The sequence below is a fragment of the Mesorhizobium sp. CA5 genome (genome assembly GCF_020165105.1).
In the GTDB taxonomy this organism is placed as follows: Bacteria; Pseudomonadota; Alphaproteobacteria; order Rhizobiales; family Rhizobiaceae; genus Mesorhizobium.
Map to the genome: position 1 here is coordinate 192815 of NZ_JAIUHJ010000002.1, position 20062 is coordinate 212876.

General features: G+C 64.0%; 18 protein-coding genes. All 18 read right to left on the reverse strand.

Annotation, left to right across the window (positions count from 1 at the left end):
• Positions 1-31 precede the first annotated feature (31 nt).
• The 18 genes from LB529_RS03870 to LB529_RS03955 all read right to left on the reverse strand — a co-directional run bounded on the left by LB529_RS03870 (position 32) and on the right by LB529_RS03955 (position 20062).
• Positions 32-772, reverse strand: coding sequence for an ATP-binding cassette domain-containing protein (locus tag LB529_RS03870; RefSeq protein ID WP_140839132.1), 741 nt, complete (start codon positions 770-772; stop codon positions 32-34).
• 485 nt (positions 773-1257) lie between these two features.
• Entirely contained in the window at positions 1258-2070 is an 813-nt protein-coding gene (locus LB529_RS03875; RefSeq protein WP_224710241.1) for an NAD-dependent epimerase/dehydratase family protein, read from the reverse strand.
• Between the two features lie 3 nt (positions 2071-2073).
• A complete protein-coding gene (locus tag LB529_RS03880) occupies positions 2074-3276 on the reverse strand; it encodes a pyridoxal phosphate-dependent aminotransferase (protein WP_224710242.1) in 1203 nt (400 codons plus the stop codon).
• Complete coding sequence (locus LB529_RS03885; protein WP_224710243.1) at positions 3276-4892, reverse strand: hydantoinase B/oxoprolinase family protein; 1617 nt, start codon at positions 4890-4892, stop codon at positions 3276-3278. Before LB529_RS03885 ends, LB529_RS03880 begins: the two co-directional genes overlap by 1 nt.
• Entirely contained in the window at positions 4889-6985 is a 2097-nt protein-coding gene (locus tag LB529_RS03890) for a hydantoinase/oxoprolinase family protein (protein WP_224710244.1), read from the reverse strand. The genes LB529_RS03885 and LB529_RS03890 overlap by 4 nt, the downstream gene beginning before the upstream one ends.
• Complete coding sequence (locus LB529_RS03895; RefSeq protein WP_224710245.1) at positions 6982-8652, reverse strand: thiamine pyrophosphate-binding protein; 1671 nt, start codon at positions 8650-8652, stop codon at positions 6982-6984. The genes LB529_RS03890 and LB529_RS03895 overlap by 4 nt, the downstream gene beginning before the upstream one ends.
• A 121-nt stretch (positions 8653-8773) precedes the next feature.
• Entirely contained in the window at positions 8774-10177 is a 1404-nt protein-coding gene (locus tag LB529_RS03900) for an FAD-binding oxidoreductase (RefSeq protein ID WP_224710246.1), read from the reverse strand.
• Between the two features lie 50 nt (positions 10178-10227).
• Positions 10228-10983, reverse strand: a complete 756-nt coding sequence (locus tag LB529_RS03905) for an amino acid ABC transporter ATP-binding protein (protein ID WP_224710247.1) — start codon at positions 10981-10983, stop codon at positions 10228-10230.
• A gap of 9 nt (positions 10984-10992) precedes the next feature.
• Positions 10993-12072: an amino acid ABC transporter permease gene (locus LB529_RS03910; RefSeq protein WP_224710248.1), complete on the reverse strand. Its 1080-nt coding sequence runs from the start codon at positions 12070-12072 to the stop codon at positions 10993-10995.
• 5 nt (positions 12073-12077) lie between these two features.
• Positions 12078-13241: an ABC transporter permease subunit gene (locus LB529_RS03915; protein ID WP_224710249.1), complete on the reverse strand. Its 1164-nt coding sequence runs from the start codon at positions 13239-13241 to the stop codon at positions 12078-12080.
• An 84-nt stretch (positions 13242-13325) separates the two neighbouring features.
• Positions 13326-14360: an amino acid ABC transporter substrate-binding protein gene (locus LB529_RS03920; protein WP_224542945.1), complete on the reverse strand. Its 1035-nt coding sequence runs from the start codon at positions 14358-14360 to the stop codon at positions 13326-13328.
• Between the two features lie 88 nt (positions 14361-14448).
• Positions 14449-15396, reverse strand: a complete 948-nt coding sequence (locus tag LB529_RS03925; protein WP_224523045.1) for a LysR substrate-binding domain-containing protein — start codon at positions 15394-15396, stop codon at positions 14449-14451.
• An 81-nt stretch (positions 15397-15477) separates the two neighbouring features.
• Positions 15478-16227 (reverse strand): SDR family NAD(P)-dependent oxidoreductase, encoded by a 750-nt coding sequence (locus LB529_RS03930; RefSeq protein WP_224637498.1) that lies wholly within the window; start codon positions 16225-16227, stop codon positions 15478-15480.
• Positions 16228-16237: 10 nt separating this feature from the next.
• A complete protein-coding gene (locus tag LB529_RS03935; RefSeq protein ID WP_140630300.1) occupies positions 16238-16948 on the reverse strand; it encodes an SDR family oxidoreductase in 711 nt (236 codons plus the stop codon).
• Positions 16949-17227: 279 nt separating this feature from the next.
• Positions 17228-18016 (reverse strand): FadR/GntR family transcriptional regulator, encoded by a 789-nt coding sequence (locus LB529_RS03940; protein ID WP_224710250.1) that lies wholly within the window; start codon positions 18014-18016, stop codon positions 17228-17230.
• Between the two features lie 76 nt (positions 18017-18092).
• On the reverse strand, positions 18093-18440 hold the full coding sequence (locus LB529_RS03945; protein WP_224710251.1) for a RidA family protein: 348 nt from the start codon (positions 18438-18440) through the stop codon (positions 18093-18095).
• 10 nt (positions 18441-18450) lie between these two features.
• Positions 18451-19257, reverse strand: coding sequence for an SDR family NAD(P)-dependent oxidoreductase (locus LB529_RS03950; protein ID WP_224710252.1), 807 nt, complete (start codon positions 19255-19257; stop codon positions 18451-18453).
• The gene (locus LB529_RS03955) at positions 19250-20062 is read right to left on the reverse strand and encodes a shikimate dehydrogenase family protein (RefSeq protein WP_224710253.1); all 813 of its coding nucleotides are present in this window, start codon (positions 20060-20062) and stop codon (positions 19250-19252) included. Before LB529_RS03955 ends, LB529_RS03950 begins: the two co-directional genes overlap by 8 nt.

Here is a 20062-nt window from a genome sequence, read left to right on the forward strand (position 1 = left end):
CGACTCCCTGACGCTAACCGACTGCCGAGCACTATTCGCCACGGATGGCCCCCGTTATTAGTCCGGTGATTTCCTCGGGCGAGGTGTTGTCGACCTGCTTGTCGGCAACCTTCGAACCTCGCCTCAGCACGATGATACGATCTGCGACGGCGAAAACGTCAGGCATGCGGTGGCTGATCAACATGACCCCGACCCCTTGCGCCTTGAGGCGTCGGATCAATTCGAGCACTTCCGCCACCTGGCGTACGGAGATTGCGGCGGTCGGCTCGTCCATCAACACCAGCTTGGCGTTCGAAAGCCGGGTTCGTGCGATGGCTACCGCTTGGCGCTGCCCACCCGACATCTTCCTGACCAGGTCGCGCGGTCGGGTTTCCGATTTGAGTTCTTCGAACAGCGCTGCCGAGCGGTCGATCATCGCCTGCTTATTGAGCACCCTGATCGGCCAGAAGCCCTTCTTGATCTCACGGCCAAGAAAGACGTTCTGCGCGGCCGTTAGATTGTCGGCGAGCGCCAGGTCCTGGTAGACGACTTCGATTCCTTTGGCACGCGCTTGGACGGGTTTGTGGAATTGACAAACCTCGCCGTCCACTACGATTTCGCCGTCGTTCGGCGGGAAGTTCCCGGCCACTGTCTTGACTATCGTCGACTTGCCGGCGCCGTTGTCCCCCATGAGACCCACGACTTCGCCCCGCTCTACCTGGAAGCTGACGTCGGTCAGGGCCTGGATGGCTCCAAAGTTCTTGGAAACATGGCGAACTTCAAGCACCGGCATCGCGGTCCTCCCCGGACAACATTGCCAACCTTGTCCCGGACTTATGCAAGACAGCTAATCAGCGAAACGCATTCAACACAATCATTATTAGATCAGGATTTTGGGGGGCGTTGGAGCAAGGGTGCGACTTGGGTCCACCACCTTCGCAGGGATCAACGGACAGCTCGCTGACTTTTCAGCGCCAGATAGCTATCCAGAAAAGACGAGCACGTCTTCAATCTGCTCGCCTTTTCTTATCTCGAAGGTCGAAGGAGCAGTTTACAACGGCTGCCTGAGTTTGGCGCCCAGCTTTGCGCCTGATGCCGGCCATTCAAGCAGAGCTTTGCCTCCGCCCGGAAGCGGACATCGCAGGGTGACAATGCCGGATGTCGTCGTATTCCAGAGGCAGACGACGCGAAATCGAATCCGCCACCCTCAGTGCGCTTGGTTCGGCGCCTCCCTACTGGTGACGCGGAGACGGATGCGTGCGCCCTGCGGATCGACCCTCAGGACGGCTTGTCGTCAGGGTGGCCAAGCTCGCAGAACCAGCCTCCGAGATACTTCACCGACGGTTTGATTGGATCGGGAACTGGTGTCTTCGCCTCGACGGCGGCACGAAATGGTTCGGCGCTGTCCTGCGGGATAAATCCCAGGTGATTGGCGCCGCTGTTGTCGACCATCTTCAGCTTGTTGTTGGAAATGCCGAACGAAATCGTGTGGCCGACGCGCGGCGCGGTCAGCGATGCCTCGACCAGGCGCACGCAGTCGGCGAAGGAGAGATACGACCACAGCATGCGGCGGTCGGCCGGCTCGGGGAAGGACGAGAAGATGCGCAGGCATACCGTCTCGATGCCGAACTTGTCCCAATAGAGCCGGCTGAGACTCTCGACAAAGTTTTTCGACACGCCGTAGAGGCTGTCGGGACGCACCGGCGCGTCGACGCCGATATGCGCCTCGACCTCGTGGTAGCCGATGGCATGCACCGATGAGGCATAGATGACACGCTTGACGCCGTGTTTCCGCGCGCCTTCGTAAATGTGGTAGGAGCCCCGGATACTGGAATCGAGGATGGTCTGCCACTCGCATTCGAGCGGCGCGCCGCCGAAATGCACGATCGCGTCGCAATCCTTGGTGGCCGCGATCGCGGCTTCCATGTCGGCGAGATCGAAAACCGCTTCCTCTTCGTGAGGCGCGAGATCGCCGAACGGGTGGCGCCCCGCCAGGCGAATCGTCTTGGCCAGCGGCACCAGCCCCTTGCGCAGCTCCGATCCAAGCCGGCCGGCGGCGCCGGTTATCAGGATACGTTCGTAATGCGGCATCGTTTACTCCACTTGCGCTACGGCGGTATTGATCCGCGAGATCGCGTCGGCCAGCACCTCTTCGCTGGTCGCGGTCGAGATGCGGAAATAGGGTGACAGTCCGTAGGCGACGCCGGGCACCGACGCCACCCGGCCTTCACTCAGCAGGTAATTCGCAACCGCGGTATCGTCTTCCAGCACGACGCCCTTCGGGGTCTTGCGGCCGATCAGGCTGGCGCAGCCGATATAGGCATAGAAGGCACCTTCCGGCGGCGACAGCGTCAGCCCGTTGATCTTCCCGATGCCGTCCACGACCAGATCGCGGCGCCTCTCGAAAGCCTGGCGGAAGCGCGCGACTTCGTCCTGCGGACCGTTGAGCGCGGCTACGGTCGCGGCCTGCGCGATCGAGCACACCGAGGTGCAGGACTGGCTCTGGATCGTCGACATCGCCTTGACGAGCGGCGCGGGTCCCGCCGCGTAACCGACGCGCCACCCGGTCATCGCGTAGGATTTCGAGACGCCGTTGACGATCAGAGTGCGGTCCTTGAGCTCGGGGCAGGCCTTGCCGAAGGAAACGAACTCGCGCCCGTCGAACAGGATGTGCTCGTAGATCTCGTCGGAGAGGACGAGCACTTGCGGGTGCATTGCTAGAATGGCGCCGAGTGCGCGCAAATCCGGCTCCGAATAGACCGCGCCGGATGGATTACCCGGCATGTTGAGGAAGAGCCATTTCGTCCTCGGCGTGATTGCCTTTTCCAAGAGCGCTGGCGTCAGCCGGAAACCGGTGGTCTCCGGGCATTCGACGACGACCGGCGTGCCGCCGAGCAGCTTCACCATTTCGGGATAGGAGACGAAGTAGGGCGCCGGCAGGATTGCTTCGTCGCCCGTCTCCAGCGTTGCCATCAGCGCGTTGAAGATGATCTGCTTGGCGCCGTTGGCCACCACGATGTCATCGGCCGTGTAGTCCAGGCCGTTCTCGCGTCGGAATTTGCCGACCACAGCCTGGCGCACCTCGGCCGTGCCGGCAGCGGCGGTGTAGAGGGTTTGTCCCGCTTTCGCCGCGAAATGCGCGGCATCGATGATGTGGAGGGGCGTCGGAAAGTCGGGCTCGCCCAGGCCGAGATCGATCACGTCCACGCCCCTGGCGCGTAGCGCCTTGGCGGCCTGCGAAGCGGCCATCGAGGCCGAAGGCTTCACCACCGAAAGGCGCGAGGCAATATAGCTCATCAGTCGTTCTCCGTGATGTAACCCTTGGACCGATCATTGGCTCGTGCGGCCGCACGGCGTTTGGCCGGATCGCCATAGCCGCCGCCGCCTGGCAGTTCGAGGATCAGCCGGCGTCCCGCCGGCACATGCTGCCAGCCCTTGGGCCGCATCTTCGTGCCGTCGTCGAGCTTGACCACGCCGGCAGTGCCCGGCTTGCCGCCGTTACGGCCGTGGGCCGGATGATTGACGCGGTCGAACATGGCCGAGAAGTCGAATTCGTGGCCGTCGGTCGCTGCGATCTCGATGATCTGGCCGAGGCCGCCGCGGAATTCGCCGTCGCCGCCGGAGTTCGGCCGCAGCTCCTTGCGCCAGATGACGATCGGGCCGGTATGCTCGGTGGCCTCGATCGGCATGGTGTGGACGCCGGACGGGAAGGCTGTCGCCGACAAGCCGTCTAGCCCGGGGCGTGCGCCCATGCCGCCGGAGTTGAACATCAGCACTTCCGCCCGGCGACCGGACGCGCTTGCGACAGGACGCGCAGAAATGTGGATGTTCCAGAGAGCACCGGCGCCTTCAGCGAGGATCTTGCCAGGCAGCGCCCTGGCGAAGGCGCCCAGCACCAGATCAGGGACCATGTGGCCGAAAATATGCCTGAGGGCCACCGGCGCCGGTCGCACGGCGTTCAGGATGTTGACCGGTGAGGATACGGTGAAGAAGGCGAGCGAGGCGGCATTGTTGGGAATGTCGGGCGCCACCATGCATTTCAGCGCATAGCAGGCATAGGCCTTGCTGTAGATGATCGGGCAGTTGATGCCCCAGCGGCTCATCGGATCTGTGCCCGTGAAATCGACTTCGACATGGTCGTCGCGGACCGAGACCGTCGCTGCGAGCTTGACCGGCTCGTCATAACCGTCGGTCACCAGCTCGTTCGACCAGCTTCCCTTCGGTAGCGCCTCGATGCGCTCGAGCATCGCGTCGCGGGTGCGCGAGAAGATGAAGTCGCCGAGCCCGTCGAGCGAGGTGAGGCCGATCTCCTTCATCATGTCGACGAGGCGGCGATGGCCGACCTCGTTGCAGGCTGCAAGCGAATAGAAATCGCCGACGACCTGGTTGGGCTCGCGGACATTGGCGCGCAGGATGCGGACCAAGTCAAGGTTGACCTTGCCCTTCTCGGCAAACTTCATGATCGGGATCTGAATGCCTTCCTCATAGACCGATTTGCCGTCGGCGCCGAAGCCGCGGCCGCCGACATCGACCACATGCGCCGTGCAGGCGAAGAAGGCGACGAGCTTGCCATTGAGGAAGGACGGCGAGACCATGGTGATGTCGTGCAGGTGGCCGGTGCCGAGCCAGGGATCGTTGGTGACGTAAGTGTCGCCCTCGAACATTTGATCGCGCGGGATCTCGTTCATGAAATGCAGCACGGCTTCGGCCATGGTGTTGACGTGGCCGGGCGTGCCGGTCACCGCCTGCGCCAGCATCTGGCCGCGCGGATCGAACACGCCGGCCGACAGGTCGCCGGATTCGCGCACCGAGGTCGAAAAGGCGGTGCGCAAAAGCGTGAGCGCCTGCTCCTCGACCACCGAGATCAACCGGTTCCACATGACCTGCATGCGGATCTCGCCAACATCGCTCATGCCTGGCTGCCTTTGCGGATCAGGAGGATCGCTCCGTCGCTCTGGATGACGGCGTCGAAGCTGGTGGTGACAACGGTCGATGTCTCGCGCTCGACGATGACGGCCGGGCCAGCGATGCGATCGCCGGCGCACAGCGCCTCGCGTTCGACGATGCCGTAGCTCTGCGGCGCGCCCGTTGCCGGATCGAAGACCGCGCGGGTCGTCGTCGGTTGGCTGGTCTTGTTGCCTGCGGTGAGCTCGTGCCTGGTGCCGGCCGGACGAATATCGGTCGCCTTCACCGACCAGGTGACGATCTCAATCTCCAGCCCGTCGAGCCCGTCGATGGCGCGGCCGAAGAAGCGCTGATAGCTGGTCTCGAACAGCGCCTTGAGCCTGGCGGCCGCATCGTCGCCGAACGGCTCGTCCGATACCGGCACGGGGATTTCCCAGCCCTGGCCGGCATAGCGCATGAAGGCGGTGATCTCGCAGACGATCTGGCCACTGGCGCCGGTGCGGACAAAGCCTTCGGCGGAGGCTTTGAGATCGGAGAGCAGGGCGTTGACTTCGGCCGGCTTGAAGCGCGAAAGGCGCGTCAGTTTCGAGGCCAGCGCCTCGTAGCCGAACGGCGCCTTGAGGAAACCGATCGCCGATCCAACGCCGGCGCCGCGCGGCACGATGCACTGATCGATGCCGAGCTTTTCGCAAAGCCTTGCCGCATGCAGAGGCGCTGCGCCGCCAAAGGCGATCATCAGATTGTCGGAAATGTTCTTGCCGTTCTCAACGGCGTGTACGCGGGCGGCGTTGGCCATGTTCTCGTCCACCACCTCGCAGATGCCGAAGGCGGTCGACATGGCATTCAGCGACAGGCGCTCGCCGACATCGCGCAGGATCGCCTGCTCGGAAGCGGAGATGTCCAGCTTGATCGCGCCGCCGGCGAAATTGTGCGGATCAAGCTTGCCGAGCACCAGGTCGGCGTCGGTGATCGCCGGGCGTTTGCCGCCGCGGCCGTAGCAGGCCGGGCCGGGTTCCGAGCCCGCGCTTTCCGGCCCGGTCTGGATACGGCCCATAGCGTCCACCCACGCGATCGAGCCGCCGCCGGCGCCGATCTCGATCATCTCGATCACGGGGATCGAGATCGGCATGCCGGAGCCCTTGGAGAAGCGATAGGTGCGCGCCACTTCGAAGGTTCTCGCCGTGCGCGGCGCAAAATCCTCGATCAGGCAGATCTTGGCGGTGGTTCCGCCCATGTCATACGAGACGACCTTCTCCAGGCCGAAGCGCCGAGCGATGTCGGCGGCAAAAATGGCGCCGCCCGCGGGACCGGACTCGACCAGCCGGACAGGGAATTCAGAAGCAGTTTCCACCGAGATCAGGCCGCCGCCGGAATGGATCATGAAGACCGGGCAGTCGGCGCCCATGTCCTTGAGGCGTGTCTGCAGGCGGGCGAGATAGTCGGCCATCTGCGGCCGCACATAGGCGTTGGCGCAGACCGTGTTGAAGCGCTCGAATTCGCGCATCTGCGGCGAGACCTCGGCGCTGATCGAGATCGGGATGGTGAGCTTGCGAGCGAGGATCTGGCGCGCCCGGCGCTCGTGGTCGGGGTTGGCGTAAGCGTGGATGAAGCCGATCGCCACTGAGCCGAAATTGCCGGCCAAGATCCGCTCGGCGATTGCTTCCAGCGCCGCTTCGTCGAGCGGCTGCAGTTCCTGGCCCTCGGCGCCGATGCGGCCCTTGACGGTGAAACGATCTTCACGCGGGATCAGCGGCGTCGGCAGCTGCAGGTTCAGATCATACTGCTCGAACCGGTTCTCCGTCCGCATCTCGATCACATCGCGAAAGCCTTCCGTCGTGACGAGCGCGGTCCTGGCGCCGCGCCGCTCGATCAGCGCATTGGTGGCGAGCGTCGTGCCGTGGATGATGATGCCGATCTCGGCTGCCGAAATTCCGGCATCGCGGACGACGACGTCGATGCCGTCGAGGATCGCCTGCTCGGGCGCCGAATAATTGGTCAGCACCTTGGTCGAAAACATCGTTCCCCTGACATCGAGGGCGATGTCGGTGAAGGTGCCACCGATGTCCGCGCCGAGGCGGATGTCGTCTGATCTGGAGGTCATGCCGTGGCCTTCTGCGAAGCGAGTGCTGCGTCGCGCATCTGGGATAGGGTCTGCCGGGGCGTGAGCGCTTCGGGCGAGATGGCGATGTCGAGAACGGCGCCGGTCGCAGACTGCTGGGCCCGCCGGAACGCCGCCGCGAAATGCCCGGTGCTTTCGACGCGCTCGGCGTGAAAACCATAGGCCCTTGCCAGCGCCACGAAGTCCGGGTTTTCCAGCGAGGTGCCGGAGACGCGGGCCGGATAGTTGCGTTCCTGATGCGCGCGGATCGTGCCGTATATGCCGTTGTTGATGATGAGCACGATTGGCTGCGCGCCTGCCTGCATAGCCGTGCCGAGCTCCTGGCAGTTCATCTGGAAGTCGCCGTCGCCGGCAAAGCATACGACGGTGCGCTGCGGAAACGCGACTTTCGCGGCGATGGCTGCAGGCAGGCCATAGCCCATGGCACCGGATTGCGGGGCAAGCAGCCGCGCGTCCGGCCCGAACTTGAAGAGCTTGTTCGGCCAGACCGTGAAATTGCCGGCGCCGTTGGTGAGGATGACATCGGCCGGCAAGGTCTCGCGCAACCAGGCGGTGACCGTGACCATGTCGACCGGGCCGGGCTGGACGGGTGCCGCGAATGTGGCTTCATAGGCCTTGCGCGCCGCCGCGCGCCAGTTGGCCCAGCCACCTTTCACCGGCGTCAGCGCCTTGGCGAAAGCGTTCGGTCCGGCATGGACGCCGATCGCGGGCACGTAGATCTTGCCGATTTCGCGGTCGGAGCCGTGCACATGGATCAGCTTCTGGCGCGGCACCGGAACGTCGAGCAGCGTGTAGCCGTCGGTCGTCATCTCGCCGAAGCGGACATTGACAGCCAAGATCACGTCAGCATCGCGGATCAGCGTCTTGACATGCGCCACCATGCCGACGCCGGCTTCGCCAACGAAGACTGGCGAATGGTTGTCGAACCGGTCCTGGTAGCGGAAGGCGGCAATGACGGGGATGTCGGAAGCCTCGGCGAAGGCCTGGAGCGCGGCGCGTCCGTCGGCGGTCCAGTTGGCGCCGCCCATGAGCAGCACCGGCCTCTCGGCCGCAGCCAGCATCTCAAGCGCCGACGAAAGGGCATCCTGCGACGGAGCGGCTTCGAAAATCGAAGCAGGGCCGCTGAGCGGCGCGGCCTCGGTCGCGGTCGTCAGCATGTCTTCGGGCAGCGCGACGACGACGGGGCCGGGCCGGCCGGTCAAGGCGGTGGTCCAGGCGCGCGCCAAGATTTCAGGCAGGCGCTCAACGTCGTCGATCTCGACCGCCCATTTGGCGACGGTGCCGTAGACGGCGCGGTAGTCGATCTCCTGGAAGGCCTCGCGGCCCTTCATATCGGTGCCGACCTGACCGACGAAGAGGATCATCGGCGAACTATCCTGCATCGCGGTGTGGATGCCGATGCTGGCATTGGTCACGCCTGGGCCGCGGGTCACTAAGCAGATGCCGGGCGATCCCGTCAGCTTGCCGTAGGCCGAGGCCATGAAGGCGGCGCCGCCTTCATTGCGGCAAAGCACATAGTCCAGCCTGCCCTTGGTATCGTGCAGCGCGTCGAGAACGGCGAGATAGCTTTCGCCGGGCACGCCAAAGCTCTTGGTCGCGCCCAAGGCGATCAGGCATTCGACAAGAAGGCGACCGCCATTGCGGACCATGCTTCGACATCCTCTTAAGCCGGTGGCAAGCGGACCGAGCCTGCCTTTCGGATTTATACCTGCACTGCGGCCGGTCGACGCGAAATCAAGAAATGCGATCCATACGAAAGTTTTTCTTTCGCTATGAAATCCGCACCAAAACACTGGGGTTCATCATGCCCGACGGATCGAATGCATCCTTCAGCCGGGCCATGAGCTCCCGCTCCACTGGACTTCTGTTCCGGTCGGCCATGGCGATCTTGGCGCGGCCGAGCCCATGCTCGGCGGCGAAGCTCCCGCCCATGTCGGTGGCTGAAGCGGCCAGCGCCTCAGCGAATACCGCGGCTTTCCCATCGAAATCGGCGCGGCCCGCCGGCGGCGACAGATTGTAGTGGATGTTGCCGTCGCCGAGATGGCCGAACGGGTTGATCCGCACGCCCGGAAGAATCTCGTGGCATAGTTTCGCGCCCGCCTCGATGAAGCGCGCGATCGCGCCCGGCGGCACGGAGATGTCGTGCTTGAGCTGCTCGCCCTCCAGCCGCTGGCCTTCCGGCTGTTCCTCGCGCAGGCGCCAGAACTGCGCCCGCTGCGCGCCCGAATTGGCCAGCGCGCCATCGACGACCAGGCCTTGCTCCATGCCCCATTCCAGCGCCGAACCCAGGATGTCGTCGAGGGGAACGCGCGTCGAGCCCGACGCCATCTCGACAAGCAGATAGACGTCGCCCCGCGTCTCCAGCTGATAGGCGAGGTCTGGAAGATGCTTGAGCGCGAGCGTCAGGCCGACATCCGAAAAGAATTCAAAGCCGGTAAGGAACTCTCCGGCCTCGCCACGCAGAAACGCGCCGAACGACACGGCGGCGGCGAAGTCGGACATCACCAGGAGGGCGCTCGCCCGCTGCTTTGGCGAGGGATAGAGCCTGAGGATTGCTCGCGTCACGATGCCGAGCGTGCCTTCCGAACCGCAGAACAGCTTGCGCAGCTGATAGCCTGCATTGTCCTTCTGCACCGCGCGCATTCCGTCCCACACCGTGCCGTCCGCCATGACGACCTCGAGGCCGAGGACCAGATCCTGCATCATGCCGAACCGGAAGGCCTGGCTGCCGCCGGCATTGGTGCCGATCAGACCGCCGATCCTGGCGCTGCCTTCGGCCCCAAGATGCATCGGGAACATCAGGCAATGCGGCTCCAGTGCCTCGTGCAGCGCGGCGAGCACGACGCCTGCCTCAACCGCGATCGAGCCGCTCTCCGGATCCGGCTCGCCGATTGCCGTCATGCGCGACAGCGAGACGATCACCGCGTCGGGCTGCTCGGCGACGGCCCCACCACACAGGCCGGTATTGCCGCCTTGCGGCACGACTGCCAATCCTGCCTGCCGGCAAGCCTTGACGACCGCGGCCACCTCCGCGGTGTTGGCGGGGCGGGCGACGCCCACGGGCCGGACGCCGTAGCGGTTGAGCCAATCGCGCTGGTAAGGTTGGGCATCATCGCCCGAAAGCCAGCCTTTCGGTCCGAGTATCCCGCGCAGGGCGACTATAGGATCGGTCATTGAAATTCCTGCTGATGTGCGCGCGAACGTTGCATCTCCCGGGATGCTGTTCAATGACCCAGCACCTGCGACAGGAACTGACGGGTTCGCTCGTTTCGGGAGGACGCGAAGAACACCTCCGGCGGCGCCTCTTCGACGATCTCGCCGCCGTCCATGAAGATGACCCGGTCGGCGACGCGACGGGCGAAGCCCATTTCGTGGGTCACGCAGATCATCGTCATGCCTTCGGAAGCGAGCGTCACCATGACATCCAGCACCTCGGCTATCATCTCCGGGTCGAGCGCCGAGGTCGGCTCGTCGAACAGCATGATCTGCGGCTGCATGCAGAGCGCGCGGGCGATCGCGACGCGCTGCTGCTGGCCGCCGGAAAGCTGGCTCGGAAACTTCATCGCCTGCTCAGGGATTCGCACCTTCTCCAGAAAGCGCCTGGCCGTCGTCTCGGCTGCCGCGCGCGGCCGCTTGCGGACGATCATTGGCGCGATCATGCAGTTCTCCAGCACCGTCATGTGCGGGAACAGATTGAAGTGCTGGAACACCATGCCGACTTCGCGCCTGATCCCGTCGATATTGCCGACGTCGTCGTTGAGCTCGGTGCCGAGCACGGCGATGCGGCCGCCGTCATGCTGTTCGAGCCGGTTGATGCAGCGGATCAGGGTGGATTTGCCGGAGCCTGACGGACCGCAGATGACGATCCTTTCGCCGCGCCCGACGGAGAGGTTTATCTTCCGCAGCGCGTAGAACGACCCGTAATGTTTGTCGAGGCCTTCGATATGCACGGCCGGGCCGGACGGGAGCGTGGAATCCATGCGTGCCTCCTACCGCTCGCCGACCGCCATGCGCCGCTCGAGGTAAGCGCCGTAGCGGGACAGGCTGAAGACGAAGACGAAATAGATGAAGGCAATGAAGGCATAAACCTCGACATAGGCGAAGCGCCATTCGCCGGTGCCATAGGCGGCATTGCCGGAGGCCAGGATCTCGAAGAAGCCGACGATGACCACCAGCGAGGTCTCCTTGAACGAGATGACGAACTGGTTGATCGTGGCCGGCAGCGCGTTGCGCATCGCCTGCGGCAGAAGGATGCGGCCGATACGCTGCCAATAGCTCATGCCGAGCGCCATGGCGGCTTCTTCCTGCCCAGCCGGGACGCCCTGCATGCCGCCTCTGACGATCTCGGCCTGATAGGCGGAGAAGAACAAGGCGGAACCCAGGATCACCCGGTAGAGCTTGTCGCCCGCCAGCCACTGCGGCAAGGCGAAAGGCAGGACGATGGCGAAGGTGAACAGGATCGAGATCAGCGGCAATGACCGGACCCCATCGATGATGAGACCGGTGGTCCTGGATATCCATGGCAGCTCGGAGCGGCGCAGCAGCGCCAGGCAGACCGCCAGCGGGAAGCCGATCAGACAGGTGGTCACGAAGATGAAGAGGGTGAGCGCCAGCCCGCCCCAGGCTTCCTCGCCGACATAGGAAAGGCCGAGCACGCCGCCTTTCATCAGCACGTAGTACGACGCTGCTCCTGCTCCCCACACCAGCGCGATCCGGCGTCCGGTCCAGAAGGCCGGAATACAGCTCAGCACCGTCATCACCACCACGGTCAGGCAGGCGAGCGCGGAGCGCCATTGCTCCTCGAAGGGATAGAGGCCGAACAGGATGATCCGCCACCGGGCAGCGATGACCGACCAGCAGGCTCCTGCCGCCGCCTGGCACGCCTCTGGCCCGCCACTCGTGGTGAAGACGGCAGAAAAGACTGCCCAGTTGAGCAGTTTCCAGACGATAGAGACCATGATCGCCAAGGAGATCAGCGACAGCAGCGCCTGGAGCGGCGTCGCGAAGAAGCGGCGCTTCAGGTCTTCGAGCCTGCCCGGGGCAGGGGGGGCGACAATGACCATCTCCATCTCTGTCATCCCCTCAGTTGATTGCCCTTGAGGGCAATGGCCTTGTTGATGCGGTTGAAGACGGCGGCGAGGCTGAGATTGATGGCGAGGAAGCCTCCCATCAGGATGCCGATCACTTCCAGGGTCTGGCCGGAATGATTGATGGTCAAAGCCACGATCATGAAGAAGTCGGTGAAGCCGACGGCAATGCCCATGGTCGTGGCCTTCATCAGCCAGACATACTGGTTGGCAAGGATCGGCAGCATGGCCCGTAACGCCAGCGGCAGACGCACCAGCGTGAAGACGCGCCATGGGCTCAAACCGAGCGAGCGTGCGGCTTCCATCTGGCCCATGCCGACAGATTTGAAGCCGCCGCGCACGATTTCTGCGATGTAGGAGCCGCCATAGATGGCGATCGCGATAGCCAAGGCGGAGAATTCCGGCGGAACGCGCAGGCCGCCCCTCAGGTTGAGGCCTTCTAGGGCCGGGAAATCGAGCAGCGGTGCGTCAGGCAGACGTCCTACCACCAAAACGACGGCCGCGCAGGCCAGCGCCGCAGCAGCACCGGCAAGCTGAATGGTGGCACGCTGGCCGAACGGCTGGCTGAGCCGTGACGTCCTGCCCAGCCAGACCGGCAGCGCGATGGCGGCGATCACGGCCGATGTGGCCAGCGCCATTGCCACCCCGCCGACATTCGGCGCCGGCACGTAGAGGCCGCGGCTGGTCAGCAGAAAGCCCCAGGCTTCGTGCGCAGCGCGCGGCGTCGGCAGGTGCGTGATCAAAGCGTACCAGAAGAAGACCTGGAGGATCAGCGGGATGTTGCGGAAGATGTCGACATAGGTGCGGCCGAGCAATTGCGCCAGTTCGTTGGACGAGGTCCGCGCCAGGCCGACGATCGTCCCGACTAGCGTTGCCAGGATCAGCCCGGTGCAGCCCAGGAACAGCGTGTTGATGATGCCGATGAGGAAGAACCACCAATAGGGATCGTTGGCCGTGGCCGGCAGCAACGAGAAGTTCACGTCCCAGCCCGTCGACTTGTAGAGGAAATCGAATCCCGAGGTGATCCCTTGCTCCGCGAGATTCCGCCGCGCGATGATGATGCCTGCGAGCACCAGGGCCGCAAGCGAACCGACATAGACGACCTGCAACAGCGCGCTGCGGACCCTCTGATTTCTCAGCAGGCTGACCATTGACCAATCCTTCTCGAATTGCCGCCGGCTCCGCCCGGCCGAAGCCAGGCGGGAGCGTTGAGCGGTAACACCGTCAGACGTGGATCAGTCGATCACCAGCGGGAACAGGACGCCGCCATTGTTCCAGAGGTTGGTTAGCTCGCGATCCATCTTGTAGGGCGAGTCCTTGCCTAGGTCGCGATCGAAGATCTCGCCGTAATTGCCGACCTTCTTGATCACGTTGTAGGCCCAATCGTCGGAGAGTCCGAGGCCCTTGCCCATGCCGGGCGTCACGCCAAGGAACTTCGCCACCTGCGGCGAGGTCGGCTTGGCCTTGATCTCGTCGACGTTCTTGGAGGTGATACCTTCCTGCTCGGCGAAGATCAGTGTGCTCAGCGTCCAGTTGGCGATGTCGACCCAATTGTCGTCGCCCTGGCGCATGATCATGACTTCCGGCTCTACCGCGAGCACGTCGGGCAGGATGACATGGTCTTCGACCTTGCTCTTGGCGATGCGGGCGATGGCCAATGTCGGACCCCACTGCGCATAAAGATCGCAACGGCCGGAGAAGTAGGCCTGCTCCAACTCTTCCGTCTTTTCGATCAGCACCGGCTCGAGCTTGATGCCGAGCTTCTGGGCGTAGGCGGCGACCTGCTGTTCCTGCGAAGTGCCGGCGGGAATGCAGATCGTGCCGCCATTGGCATCCTTGAGCGATTTCAGGTTGAGCTCCTTATGCGCCATCACCTTGGTGGTGCCGAGGTAGTAGGACATCGAGAATTGCAGGCCGAGCTCGGTGTCGCGGCTGAGTGTGCCGCCCGAGGCCTTGATGATAATGTCGACATCGCCCGACTGAAGCGAGGGCCAGCGCTGCGCCCAACTAATCGGCACGACCTTCAGCTTCGCCGGATCGCCGAACACGGCGGTCGCCACCGCCTTGCAGAGGTCGATGTCCATGCCCTTCCAGTTGCCCTTGTCGTCCACTTCGGCGAAGCCGAGATAGGAGCCGTCATGGCCGGTGCAGTTGAGCACGCCGCGGGCCTTCACGGTCTCCAGCGTCTTGCCGCCGGCGGCTTCAGCCGGCGCCGCCAGATGCGCGAGGCCCAGGGCCATGGCGGCGGCCCCCCATTTGATCATTTTCATAGTTGTTGTCTCCACTGTTGAGGTTGTTCCGTTTCTTGTTGTTGGAGCCCCGCAAGATGTCTTCGGGACTCGGTCTCGAAGCCGCCTCTCAGTCGGAAAGCGGGGTCGGTTTCGGCAAGGAGAGTTTCAGGTCGCTCCGCCAATCCTCCTGGGCCAGCCACCGATGGAGCGCTGCCACCGCCTTCACGCGCAGATGCCCGCGCGGGACGACGAGGTAGAAACCCGGCACTTCCTCCGGCTTCATATCGGCAATGGCGTCGCGGCCGATCGGCGCCACCAGCGCGCCGGAGCGGAAATCTTCCTCGGCATCGATCACGGAAACCAGGCCGACGCCGATGCCTTGCAGGGTCGCCCGACGCATGGTCGCGGCATCGTCGAAGCTGATGCTGCGGTCTCCATCCGTCAGCTCGACGCCAAGGTGCCGCAGAATATCCGGCCACAGGCGCTTCGACTTGACGGTGTCGAGCAGCGTGAACTTCGTGAGATCGTGCGCCGACTTGATCTTTTCGCCGATCGCCGGCGTGCAGCAAATGATCTTCGGATCCGGCACCAAGAGCGTGGTTTCGTAGTCCGGCCAGTTGCCGTAGCCCCACTGCACGGTCATATCGATGTCGTCGCGCCCGAAGTCAGGCAGGTCGACCATCGTCGTCAGCCGCAGATCGGCGCCCGGCAGCATCTCGCGGAAGAGCGAGAGCCTGGGCAGTAAATAGTGCGTGGCGAAGTAGGGGCTGGCATTCAGGTTGATGCGGTCGCGGTAGTTCGACTTAGTGACGCGGCGGACACCTTCGGAAAACTCCTCGAAGCCGGCCTTGACGTAGTGCGAGAGCAAAATGGCGGATTCGGTCAGCTCGATCGAACGACCCTTGCGCTCGAACAGCGTCACCTGGAGCGTGTCCTCCAGCAGCTTGATCTGCTGCCCGACCGCTTGCGGCGTGACCAGCAATTCGTCGGCTGCCTGCCTAAAACTCTTGTGCTGCGCGACGGCGTGGAAAACGCGCAGCGCATTGAGCGATGGGAGGCGAAGCTTGCCGGTCATGGGAATTCCGCCTCCTTTCGTTCGAGACTCCGTCGATCATGCACTGCTGAATGTCAGCCGGGCCGGGCTGATGAAATTGGTTCAGGCGTAGATGTAACCACCTGAGACAATGACGTTTTCACCGGTCATGTAGGTATTCTTGGGTCCGCCCGTCATGAGTACCCACTCGGCGATTTCCGTCGGCTCGGCGCCGCGGCCGAGAGGGCTTGCCTTAGCCAGCTCCTCGAGGAAACCGAGCGCCTTTGCCTTCTCCGTGGCCATGCCGGCGGGTGCGACGGAATTCACCAGGATGCCGTCCTTGGCGACGTGATGGGCAAAGGAGCGCGTCAGGCTGACGACGGCTGCCTTCGTCGCTGCATAATGGGCGTTCTGCGGATGCGCCTTGAAGGCATCGACCGAGGTGAGGTTCACAATCCGCCCGCGGACATGGTTCTTCGGCTCTTGCGCCTGCATGTGGCGAACCGCGGCCACCATCATGTGATAGGTGCCCTTGATGTTGATGCCGTTGGAGGCGTCCCAATCGGCGTCGGTGATTTCGAGCAGCGGACGGCGCGGATAGATGGCGGCGCAATTGATCAGCGTGTCGATGCGCCCGAGCTTTGAAACGATGGCGTCGAAAGCGGCATGGCACTGCGGGCCGACCTGGATGTCGCAAGTCGCCGCTGCGGTTGGCAGGCTCTTGGCCTTTGCCGGATCGAGCGCGCTCTGCGCTGCTTCCTGGTTGATGTCGATGATACCGATCTTTGTCGCCCCGGCCTCCACGGCCATGCGGGCGAGAAGAGCGCCGAGGCCTGCGCCGCCGCCAACGATCAGAACGGAAAGGTCTTTCATCCTGTTTCCCTTACTTGGTGCCGCTCGGCGAGGTTGGCCAGGTCGGCATGATGTCAAAACGGGTAACGTCGGCCCATGCGGGGAGCGCGAGAACCGCGGTCACCATCTTGGCCACGTCATCCGGCTGCACCACTTTGCTGGCGTACATGGCCTCGCGCGCCTTGGCGTCGAGGATGTCTTCATAGAGCTGCGTCTCGACACGGCCGGCGACGATCTCGGTGACGCGTATGCCGGACGCAGAGAGGTCAGCGCGCAGCGCGCCGGCAAAGCCGGAGATCGCCGCCTTGGTGGCCGCGTAGACGGCGATGTTGGAGAATGCCGTGTGGCCGGCGACGGAACCGGTGAACAAGATATGGCCCGACTGCCGCTCGCGCATCTGCGGCACGACGAGGCGGGTGAGCAGGATCGCGGCGCTGAGGTTCACCTCGAGCGTGGTGTCGATGTCGGCGATGTTCATATCGGCGAAATTGCCGAGCGGCGGCATGATGCCGGCATTGTTGATCAAGACGTCGACGGTGAGATCGGCCAGCACCGATTCCAGCGCCTCGCGGTCGGTGACGTCGACGGCGATCGGCACGATGCCCGGACGCTCGGCCTGTAGCTCCTTGAGCGCGGCCTGGCTGCGGCCGACGGCATAGACGTCGTAGCCGGCGTCGCTCAGCGCAATTGCCATCGCCCGCCCTATGCCGCTCGTCGCTCCTGTTATGAAGGCTGTCGTCACCTGGGCTTCCCCGATTGCTTGGGCTTCAGTTTGCGGCCTGAGCCGATGCCGCGAAACCAAGAAAAGCAGCAAAAAGGAAAGATAAACTTTCGAACGCCTTTCGGCGGCTGGAACATTCCGGCGTGCCTATGCGGCGACAAACGCTGCTATCCCAAGGAAAACAATGTCCTCAACCCGCGAAGGCGGATTTCCGATCGCCAACTGAGAAAAAACATGGCTTTCGTAAACAACCGGCCGCCCGCGCGGCGACAGAGGCAAACGACGTCGAAGTCGGTGAACCTACCCGGCGGTCGGCAAAGGCTTTTTCAGCTTGGTGAAAAGCGAGGCCGCCGCGGCCTTCTGCTCGGCCTCGGTTGCCTCGACGCCCGAGGCTTTGGCAAGCGCGCGCACGCGTCCCAAACTGTTCTGCAGATGCTTGCGCATCGCCTGTCGGGCTTTGCTTCCGTCCTGCCTTTCGATGGCATCGACGATGGCTTTGTGCTCGCTGTGGATACGCGCGTAGTAGCTGTCCTTGAGGGCAGGCTCGACAACATAACCGAGCTGGAATCTCGGCACGATCATCGGCCCGAGATAGGCAAGGAAGCCGTGGATGAATTCGTTGCGCGCCGCCTTGGCGATCGCGAGGTGGAAGTCGTAATCGTAATGGATCTGGACCGCGGCGGGGTCGGCCTGCTGCGCGTCGATGTCATCCATTATGGCGCGGATGCCGCTTGCTTCCTTGTCGGTGCGGCGTTCCGCGCAGAGCCCGGCGGATTCCACCTCGACGCTCAGTCTGAGTTCAAGCAAGGCGATGGTTTCCGGCAGGGTCCTGAGTGCCTCGTCCGGGATCGAGAAACTGCGCGGGGTCGGCGTTTCGCTGACGAACATGCCGCGCCCCTGTTGCGGCACAACCATGCCTTCTGAGCGCAGCCTCGCCACCGCCTCGCGCACGACGGTGCGGCTGACATCGTATTCGGCGCAAAGCTCCGCCTCGGTCGGCAGTTGCGCGCCGGGCGGCAACTGACCGGAGCGGATCTTTTCGGCCAGGCTCTCCGCCACCAGGGTGGAAAGCGGCTTGCGCTTCGTCATTGAGGTCCTTCCGTTCAAATCAGATCAGGGCCGTTCAAGCTCAGATTCGGGATGATGCCCGAACCGGCAGGACCATTCAAACCGCGGCTGTCACGATCAGCTCGACCAGCATGCCGGGCTTGGCCATCCGGCCTTCGCCGGAGGAGCGCGCCGGCGCATGCTCCTTCGGCATCCAGGTGTCCCACACCGTGTTCACGTCATCGAAATCCCGCACGTCGTCCAGCCACATCTGGACGTGCAGGATGCGGGTTTTGTCGGTGCCAGCCTTGGCGAGCAACGTGTCGATCTTGCCGAGCACCTCGCGCATCTGGTCGGACGCGGATTGACCCGGTTTGGCGACTTGGCCGGTCAGGTAAAGCGTGCCGTTGTGGATGACGCCGTGATGAACGCGGGTGTCGAAGTCGAAGCGCTGGATGTCGGTCACGGGTTCTCTCTCAGGTAGCCGGCGTCAGCCGGATGGGATTGCCTTGCAGATACTGCGCGTAGGGCGCCTGGACGAGCCAGCCGGCATCGACGGGCAGGGTCACGCCGGTTATCGAGGCGGCGCGGTCGGAGCACAGGAACAGCGCGGCCTCGGCAACGTCGCGCGGCTCGACGAAGCGGCGCAGAGCCGTGGTCGCCTGGATGGCTTCGGGGTTGCGCTCGCCCTTGGCGATCTTTGCTTTCAGCCCGTCCGACAGCGTGTAACCCGGAGCCACGGCATTGACGCGTACCCCGTGCGGGCCGAGCTCGGCGGCCAACATCTGGGTGAGGGCCAGCACCGCATGTTTTCCCGGCGTATAGGCCGGCAGCGACAGCGGCGCGAAAGAGGCAAGCGAGCCGACATTGAGGATCGCCCCGCGCCCGGCCGCCGACATCAGCCGGCCGAACACCTGGCAGCCGAGCAGGGTGCCGCGATAGTTGATGCGCCACATCTTTTCGTCTTCGGCGAGGTCCTGGTCGAGCACATGCTTGCCACTCTGCAGGATACCGGCGCAGTTGACCAGGATGTGCGGCGTGCCGAACGCGCTCACGACTTCCGTCGCCAGAGCCTCGACCGAGGAGGGGTCAGCGACGTCGGTCTGCACGAAGAGCGCACGCGGCGCGCCGGCGCTCTCGCAGGCGCTCGCCGTTTCCCTGCCACGGATGGCATCGCGGCCGGCGACGACCACCTGATAGCCGTCCTCGGCGAAGCGCTCGGCGATCGCACGGCCGATGCCGGATGTGCCGCCGATTACGACGGCGGTCAGCGCATCAGCCATGGTGGCGGTCCTTCCGCTCGATGTCGAAGAATTCGGCCATGGCCTCGACCTGGAAATCCATCATCGGGCGTCCGGGCTGAATGCGGCAACCGATCTCTTTCGCCGCCTTGAGCAGCGCCGTCTCGGCGGGCTCCATAATGATGTCGACCACCGTCATCTCCGGCGTCAGCTTGCTCACATCCATCGGCAACGGATCGCCGGCCTTCAGCCCGGACGGCGTGGCGTTGATCGCCATGTCCATGCCGGACGGATCGGGCTCTCCGATCTCGATGCGACAATCGGGGAAGGACTTGTTGACCAGCGAGGCAAGCTTTTGCGCGCGGTCTTGGTCGATGTCGGCCAGCCGTATCTCCGCCGCGCCTTCTTCGGCCAGGCAATAGGTCAGCGAGGAGCCGGCGCCGCCGGCGCCAACTTGGAGGATGCGCTTGCCGGCGATCTGGTGTCCGCCTGCCTTCAAGCCATCGATGAAGCCGACGCCGTCGAAATTGTCGGCATACCAGCTACCGTCCGCCTGCCGGCGCACCGAGTTGGCGCTCTGCACACGCGCGGCGCGGTCGTGAGCGGCCGCGCATTTGTGGTAGACCGGGACTTTATAGGGCACGGAGATGATCACACCCTTGATGTTCTCGGCCGCCGTGATGCCGGCCCAGAAAGTGTCGAAATCTTCCGGACGGCAGCTCAGCGGCACCATCAGGCTGTCGAGCCCCTTCTGCTCGAAGATCTCGTTGAATATGCCGGGGCTCTTCGCATGGCCCACGGGATGGGCCAGCATGACGAAGATGTCGGCCTTGCCGGTTCCGCGCAT

Bases quoted from the DNA above. Each gene is read 5' to 3' on its own strand.
- LB529_RS03900 (WP_224710246.1), bottom strand. From the start codon at position 10,177: ATGACCGATCCTATAGTCGCCCTGCGCGGGATACTCGGACCGAAAGGC.
- LB529_RS03930 (WP_224637498.1), bottom strand. From the start codon at position 16,227: ATGAAAGACCTTTCCGTTCTGATCGTTGGCGGCGGCGCAGGCCTCGGC.
- LB529_RS03915 (WP_224710249.1), bottom strand. From the start codon at position 13,241: ATGGTCAGCCTGCTGAGAAATCAGAGGGTCCGCAGCGCGCTGTTGCAG.
- LB529_RS03920 (WP_224542945.1), bottom strand. From the start codon at position 14,360: ATGAAAATGATCAAATGGGGGGCCGCCGCCATGGCCCTGGGCCTCGCG.
- LB529_RS03875 (WP_224710241.1), bottom strand. From the start codon at position 2,070: ATGCCGCATTACGAACGTATCCTGATAACCGGCGCCGCCGGCCGGCTT.
- LB529_RS03925 (WP_224523045.1), bottom strand. From the start codon at position 15,396: ATGACCGGCAAGCTTCGCCTCCCATCGCTCAATGCGCTGCGCGTTTTC.
- LB529_RS03910 (WP_224710248.1), bottom strand. From the start codon at position 12,072: ATGGAGATGGTCATTGTCGCCCCCCCTGCCCCGGGCAGGCTCGAAGAC.
- LB529_RS03885 (WP_224710243.1), bottom strand. From the start codon at position 4,892: ATGAGCGATGTTGGCGAGATCCGCATGCAGGTCATGTGGAACCGGTTG.
- LB529_RS03950 (WP_224710252.1), bottom strand. From the start codon at position 19,257: ATGGCTGATGCGCTGACCGCCGTCGTAATCGGCGGCACATCCGGCATC.
- LB529_RS03955 (WP_224710253.1), bottom strand. From the start codon at position 20,062: ATGCGCGGAACCGGCAAGGCCGACATCTTCGTCATGCTGGCCCATCCC.
- LB529_RS03905 (WP_224710247.1), bottom strand. From the start codon at position 10,983: ATGGATTCCACGCTCCCGTCCGGCCCGGCCGTGCATATCGAAGGCCTC.
- LB529_RS03895 (WP_224710245.1), bottom strand. From the start codon at position 8,652: ATGGTCCGCAATGGCGGTCGCCTTCTTGTCGAATGCCTGATCGCCTTG.
- LB529_RS03890 (WP_224710244.1), bottom strand. From the start codon at position 6,985: ATGACCTCCAGATCAGACGACATCCGCCTCGGCGCGGACATCGGTGGC.
- LB529_RS03880 (WP_224710242.1), bottom strand. From the start codon at position 3,276: ATGAGCTATATTGCCTCGCGCCTTTCGGTGGTGAAGCCTTCGGCCTCG.
- LB529_RS03940 (WP_224710250.1), bottom strand. From the start codon at position 18,016: ATGACGAAGCGCAAGCCGCTTTCCACCCTGGTGGCGGAGAGCCTGGCC.
- LB529_RS03870 (WP_140839132.1), bottom strand. From the start codon at position 772: ATGCCGGTGCTTGAAGTTCGCCATGTTTCCAAGAACTTTGGAGCCATC.